The 6,608-nt window shown below is 63.7% G+C and carries 7 protein-coding genes; 6 read left to right on the forward strand and 1 reads right to left on the reverse strand.

The window, feature by feature from the left end; all coding sequences use genetic code 11:
* Window positions 1-662: 662 nt before the first annotated feature.
* From ABD255_RS32495 to ABD255_RS32515, 5 genes are read left to right on the forward strand one after another with little or no spacing between them, the layout of a single operon-like run.
* Window positions 663-1,427 carry a hypothetical protein gene (locus tag ABD255_RS32495; protein WP_344220626.1) on the forward strand — a complete coding sequence of 255 codons (765 nt, stop codon included), beginning with the start codon at window positions 663-665 and terminating at the stop codon, window positions 1,425-1,427.
* A 3-nt stretch (window positions 1,428-1,430) separates the two neighbouring features.
* Window positions 1,431-2,474, forward strand: a complete 1,044-nt coding sequence (locus ABD255_RS32500) for a toprim domain-containing protein (RefSeq protein WP_344220627.1) — start codon at window positions 1,431-1,433, stop codon at window positions 2,472-2,474.
* A 50-nt stretch (window positions 2,475-2,524) separates the two neighbouring features.
* Window positions 2,525-3,238 (forward strand): hypothetical protein, encoded by a 714-nt coding sequence (locus ABD255_RS32505; protein ID WP_344220628.1) that lies wholly within the window; start codon window positions 2,525-2,527, stop codon window positions 3,236-3,238.
* Window positions 3,239-3,273: 35 nt separating this feature from the next.
* Complete coding sequence (locus ABD255_RS32510) at window positions 3,274-3,441, forward strand: hypothetical protein (protein WP_344220629.1); 168 nt, start codon at window positions 3,274-3,276, stop codon at window positions 3,439-3,441.
* Window positions 3,438-4,043, forward strand: coding sequence for a hypothetical protein (locus ABD255_RS32515; RefSeq protein WP_344220630.1), 606 nt, complete (start codon window positions 3,438-3,440; stop codon window positions 4,041-4,043). The genes ABD255_RS32510 and ABD255_RS32515 overlap by 4 nt, the downstream gene beginning before the upstream one ends.
* Here the strand turns inward: ABD255_RS32515 and ABD255_RS32520 are convergent.
* Window positions 4,033-5,004, reverse strand: a complete 972-nt coding sequence (locus ABD255_RS32520) for a tyrosine-type recombinase/integrase (RefSeq protein ID WP_344220631.1) — start codon at window positions 5,002-5,004, stop codon at window positions 4,033-4,035. The genes ABD255_RS32515 and ABD255_RS32520 overlap by 11 nt on opposite strands.
* Before the next feature lie 572 nt (window positions 5,005-5,576).
* Between ABD255_RS32520 and ABD255_RS32525 the strand changes: the two genes are divergently transcribed.
* On the forward strand, window positions 5,577-6,056 hold the full coding sequence (locus ABD255_RS32525) for a hypothetical protein (RefSeq protein ID WP_344220632.1): 480 nt from the start codon (window positions 5,577-5,579) through the stop codon (window positions 6,054-6,056).
* Window positions 6,057-6,608 lie beyond the last annotated feature (552 nt).

Here is a 6,608-nt window from a genome sequence, read left to right on the forward strand (position 1 = left end):
ACCCAGACCGCCAAATCACCGACTCAACCGAACATCACGAACTCCGGCTGTAGTACTAGCCTTCCATCCGGGACAGGTGCAGCAGGATCGTAAACCCGGTGGTGCGTTAGGAAGTCACCCCAGATCCGGTCCGCGCGACGATCGTCGGTAGCCACGATCGCTACACGATGCGCTACTACCGATTCCTGGATCGGTGAATCGAGGTTCTCTCGTTCAACCGTCCCGGTGATCTTCATTCCATGACTGACAATCCTGATCTTCAGAATCTGCGATGGAGTATGCGGCGGCTGATCGAGTTGCTTGATGCGGGCATCGATTCGGCGGGTGAGCTGCTTGCGCGGTCCGAGAGTCGACTGGTGTGGCGGGCTCCGGTTGGGAGGGCGGTTGAGGATGAGCCCGACTCGGGTCCGAGCTTGGGGCTGTAACTCCTGGAATCACAGATCCGGGTTCTGGGAAGGGCGTGGGAACGCGATCTTCGAGTGCGACAGGGATGACGGTTGCTCTTCGGAGGTTTGTGATGGGTGAGGTAGTCGATCCGGGATTCGTTGTATCGCAGGAAGAACGGCAACGGATGCAGGAGGCCATCCGCGAGGCCAGCAGGTTCTTCCGAGCAGAGTTGCTCAGGGCAACGGGCGATTGGCCTGTGCGCCTTCTGAGGGGTCGTGGGCTTGGATCGGGCACTGACTCCCGGGGCTTCCTGGAAGATCGGGTATGCGCCCGAGAGCTGGTCGCGGTTGACGGATCACCTGCAGAGGCAGGGATACGGGTTCGCGACCTTGGTCCGAGCAGGCCTGATGAGGTGGACCGACGACGGTGCGCCGATCGACCGGTACCGCAACCGGCTCATGCTGGTCGCACGGGATCAGCGGCTGGCGCCGACAGGATTCGTCGGGATCGATCGGGCCGGTCGCCCAGAGTTGCTCACGCCGACGACGCCGGTGCATCGTCCATCGAATGCGCTCGTCGGCATGGAGGAGCAGATCGACCTACTCCAGCACGGCGCAACAGCCGTGGTCGTTGACGATCCGATGGATGCGATGGTCATCGAGCAAGTCAGCCGCTCAACAACGAAGCAGTACGTCGGGATTCCCCTGTGCGAGTCACCGATGTCGACCGCTCAGGCACGGATGTTACGCCGATACAGCGAGACCGACCGGGTCATCGTGATGATGCCAACGGATAAGGAGAGCCGTCAGCGTGCGGTTGGCGCCGCGCTCGACCTCGCCTTCTTCTTCGACCGTATCCGGGTGCTTTCTCGCCCTTCCGGGCATGCGATGAACTACGTGGCGCAGTCTCCGAGCGGGGGACGGAGCATGCTCGAGTATCTGTCGCTGTCCAAGCCGCTGACCGGTCACCAAAACGGCCTGAACGACAACGTCACTGACCACACCTCGCTGGGGCTCGAAGACCCAGGGCCGAACTTGTGACCCATGGACGAACTGGTCCGGGCGCATGAGGTCGCGTCAGCGTTCTACCGGCGGCAGTTGCGGAGCAATCGCCGAGGCTGGGCAGCTCGCCATCTTGTCGGGCGGCGGGTGGGTGCTTTGCTCGCGGCTGATAGCGCATGGTCGGTCGGTTACGCGTCAGACCGGTGGTCCGGGATGGTCGACCATCTGCGAGCGGCAGGCTTCGACGACGACACGATGCTCGCGGCCGGCTTGGCCAGGACGACCCGGTCGGGCTACCTGGTGGATCGGTTCCGTGACCGCCTGACCTTCGTGGCCCACGACATCGACTTGAGACCCGTTGGCTTTGTCGCCCGAGCCCGCGCAGCGGATCCGAAGTACATCAGCTCGCCAAGCACCCGGATCTATGCCAAAGGACGGTCGCTGGTCGGCATCGACGCCCAACAGGCCCGACTGGCCAGGGGAGCGGTCCCGGTGGTAGTCGAAGGGCCTACGGATGCGGTGGCTGTCAGCCTGCTCGGCGCTGAGTGGGCAGGTGCCTCGTCTTGCGGTACGGCTATCACACGGCATCAGGCCGCAATCGTCAGACGGTTCGCTGTCGGCGACACGGTGATCCTCATGCTGGACGGGGACCTTGCAGGGCAGCAGGGTGCTCTGCGAGGTCTTGATGCCCTGTCCACCTACTTCAGGACCGTTCTGGTCGCGGAACTCCCGGGTGGCCACGATCCGGCGTCGCTGTTCTCGACCTCACGGGGCCTGATGCGCGCGGTCCTCACGAACGCGCGGCCGGGGGTCGAGTTCGCGATTGATGTGGAGCTGGCGCGCTGGGGGAAGGTTCTCGATCACCTGAGCGGCCAGGTGGAGGCGTTGCGATCGGTCGCGCCGATGGTCGTCAAGCTTCCGAAGGATCGGATCGCCGGCCAGGTCGTACGGCTGGCACGGCACCTTCATCTGGAGGAGCGGGTCGTGTCGCGAGAGATCTTGGCCTGTGTCGGTCGACGTCCGAAGGCTGGAGCCTCGCCTAGCGATATGGAAGCCGACCCGGACCTGGCTTCCAGGAGTCCTTGATTTCGGAATCCAGGTTCAGAACCAGGTCTGCGGCCAGCACATTGAGTGCCATGGATGACGAACTGGAGGCACTCATCAACGCCGCGGCTCAGGCGGCGTGGGCCAAGGAACCCTCCCGGCAGTTGGTCGACGCGATCGAGCAGCACATCGTCGTACCGCTGCCGCACTGGCTGAAGACAACCCTCGGTCGCGACGAGGCCGCCCAGCTCGCCCGAGTAATCGCCTGGGAGAGGTGCCAAGAACTCGCGGTGAAGCGGCCGGATGCAGGCGTGACCTGGGGCTATCTGGCCAACCTCGTTCGCTGGCGCCTCATTGACGCAGCGCGGGCCGAGGTACTGCGCCGCCAACGCCACCTACTCACTCCGACATTGCCCGAGGCCGAGTCCCAAGGGATGCCGCTGCTGGGCCTCCACCTGGACCGAATCGTTGCCGAGCTCGAGCGGTACGGGCTGCCGTCCGCAGTGAGTCGCGAGCTGATGCGTGTAGCGGCAGACGGGCCGCCGTTCTACAGATCCACCATCATCTCCCGGCTGCGGCTAAGTGGCGTCACGCAATCCCAGGCAGAAGGTCTTGCCTGGCTGCTTCGAGGCAGCCCATCCAAACCGTCGGCACTGGCCAGACTCGCGGCAGGACAGCCCGACAAGCAGGTGTTCACAGACCTCACTGTCCGCACCTGGCTGAAGGCGGCTGCCGGCCGTGACCTGCTGTTTTTCGGCCGATGGACTAGCGAAACGTGCTGGTACGAGCTCGCTAGATCCGCCTGACGAAAAAGTTCCTGGGCTCAGCCGTTGAGTCCGACATGACTGACAAACGCCGCCACAACTGGCTCATCCGGTACTACCGCGCCCAACTCCGCTTCAACCTGCACCTGTTCGCCGGGCTCCACATGCTGCCCCCGCCCATCGCGAGGGCCGGTCTCGCGTGGCTCCGGCGTACGGAGGTCCCCAAGAGAGGAAGACTCACGTGAACCATTCCAGCCGGGCACATTTCGTGGTCCCCGTTGCCATCGTGCTCGGGGTCGTCACGGTTGTTCTGGCGCTCATCTTCGGCTCGCCCAACTGGGACGAGCCGGAGACGGTCGCGTCCGAACCGACGATCCTGCCGAGCGCAGGCGACGAGACAACGGCGCCGCTCGAGGCATGGAAGCGTCCTTCAACGACAGACCCAGAAGAGCTGGCGATCGGTTATGCCCGGGCGATCTGGACCTACGACACCGCAAAGCATGGCTTCCACGACTGGCAGAACGCAGTCAGCGTCTTCGCTGACCCCACCGGTGAGGGACCGCGAATCGCCCGAAGCCTGATGCCGCTCTTCCCGGAGTGGCAGCAACTCGACCTGCGTAACGCCAGAGCCACGGTCGATGGTCTCACTGCCGAGATCACCCCGGAGATGAAGAGGCTTCAGCACAGCGCTGCAGCGCCCAAGGGTTGGACCGGTTTCGTCGTCCGTGGGAAGCAGACGACCGTGCTCGACAACGAGACTGTGGTCACCAGTCGTCAAGCCGCGGTCGGTGTCGTCTGTACGTCGATCTGCAAGTTCTGGTCTGCCTCGGCTCAGCTCAACCCGTGATCGGCAAGGTCGCTCTCGCCGGCGCACTCCTGATGAGCGGCATCGGCCTGGTCGCGCCGCTCGCCATCGCGGTCGGCGGGTCCGACCTGTGTATCGCCACACCGACCGAGCCAGTGCCAGACGATTGCAAGACGCCGGGTGACACCAGTACGGGCGACGACGCCGGCGACCTGCCGGGGCCTTCGCCCTTGATCCGGGCGATTGTGTGGGTGATGTCGACGGTGGCGGTGTCGAGGTCAATTTGGGACCAGAGGACGGCGAGGGATTCGCCGATGCGGGCGCCGGTGCCGAGCATGAAGGTGACTAGGTCGGGGAGGTCGGCTCGGACGGCTGTGGGGTCTGCTTTGAGGTGGGCGCGGAGGAGGGTGATCTCGTCGGCGCTGATGGCTCTGGCGGGTTTCTTGGCGGGGTGCTCGATGCTTTCGACTTCGCGGACCGGGTTGCCGGTGATGGCGCCGTAGCGGACGGCGAGTTGCATCATGCCGGAGATGACGGCGCGGCAGGTCCTGGCTGTCGGAGGGCCGGTGTTCTTCTTGATCTCGGAGATGACTGTGTCGACGCGGGGTGTGCTCACTTCGCCGATGCGGAGTTCGCCGAGGGCGGGCCGGACGTGGTTCTTGATGGCGCGTAGGTAGGTGTCCAGCGAGGTGGGGGATCGCGTACCGTCGGCGATCTGTTCCTTGAACTTCTCCTCCCAGAGGTCGAGGAGGTGGTTGATCTTGTGCATCGCGGTCAGGTCGCCGCCGTGGCCGGTCTTGGCGCGGTCCTGGAGCTTCTTGAGCACGGCTTGCCTGGATGTCGCCTTGGTCTTGCCGTAGGCAGAGACAGGGCGGACGTGGCCGTCGTGATCGCGGTAGCGGGCCTGCGACTTGTACTTCGTGGGGTTGCCTTCGTCGTCGGTCTGAGTGACCCAGGTCGAGATCTCGCCCCAGGATCCGATGGGAAGTGGTGGTCTCGCCATCTCAAGCCTCCAACCTGTTCGATGGTTGGCTGCTCAACGGTTCGCCCGCAGGAGGATCCGCGGTTGCGAGAACGATGCGAAACGATGTGAGGTGACGCACAGTTACGATCAAGGAAAGGCGTGGGGAGAAGGGCGGCCGGTCAGAACGGAGGTCGGCGAAGGGCGCGGGATCGGTCGCTGGCGACTCGACGAGGAGCGACGTCCGGCAAAGTGGTGCGTAAGTGGTGCGTGGACAACACAAAGGCCCGAGAACAGATTGCGATGTCTGCTCGGGCCTTGGTGTTGGTGCGCCGCCAGGGACTCGAACCCCGAACCCGCTGATAATCGGACAGTTCTACTTGATGTTGCGTCTCGTTGCCCGAAACCTCTTTACTACAACGGGTTTGCGTGCAGTAGTGCTCTTCCTCGCTGCTGCTCGACTCTTGACGTTGCCTGTTGATTCCCGACCCGTAAGTCAGTCCATGGTGGGGTGTTCGATGCAGGGTCGCGCCGGGGCGCGAGCCGCGGTTGACGGCTACGTGTCAACAGGCAAGCATGCCTTCTACTGTTGGAGGCCGACCGAGGAGAGGCAAGTGGCGATACTGTCGAAGTTCGTGCCTGATGATGCCCACTATCTTGAGCTCGGTCGTATAGCTGCGGGATCTGCACTCTTGGATGGGATCTGTGAGACGTTGCTCGGCACGTTGGTTGGTGGCGTCGATGATCGTGATGCTCAAGACCGAGTGCGGCTATTGACGCAGGGGCAGCAGACTTCGAATCTCACGGACTGGTTGAAGAGGTTAGCCTCTGAGGGGGGCGGTCATGCTCTCGATCTAAAGACGTGGGCGACCGGGGTCCGGAGCGTCGCAGAGGAGCGCAACAGGGTTGTCCACGCGGTCTGGCTCATGAAGCTCGGTGAACATCATGTTGGCATGAAGCGACGTGCGAAGACTGGGACGACTTGGGAATTCGTGACGCTCGAACACCTCAGCACAATCGTTAAGACACAGGACGATCTGGTGGTTCGGGGACTGGCGCTGGCGGATGCCCTGGGTGCCGATCCGAGCGCGTGACGGGTTACGTGTCAATGATAGGGGAGGCGATCAGCGTGCATGAGACTTGGGCAACCCGCGAGCTTCCGGTCTTGGAGGCCGTGATTCGTGCGCGAGAGGCACGGTGGGACCAGTTCCCTGACGGAGCTGACATTGCGTCTGCAACGGGCTTGGGTCTAGATGATGTGGGACGTGCATTTCTCGCCCTGAAGAATGAGTACATCGACCTGCGGATGACGGGTGGTGGCCCGGGGCACTGGTTCGTTCAAGATGTCACGCCAGAGGCGCGTCGGATTGTGGGGCAGTGGCCATCTCCAGACGGCCTCGTCGACCGACTGATTACCGCGCTCAACGTCGCGGCCGATAAGGAGGCTGACTCCGAACGCCGGTCGAAGCTTCGAACTGTGGCAGGGCTGATCGCAGGGACTGCTCGGGAGATCTTCGTAGACGTGGCAGCCGCGACCATCACCGGCAGGACAGGCATCACTGGTCACGGGCCGGGACCAGACGGCGGCTAGTACTACAGCCGGAGTTCGTGATGTGCGGCGTGGGGGCGTGACGAGGCGCGGCCAC

Source organism: Kribbella sancticallisti (assembly GCF_039530625.1).
Lineage (GTDB): Bacteria > Actinomycetota > Actinomycetes > Propionibacteriales > Kribbellaceae > Kribbella > Kribbella sancticallisti.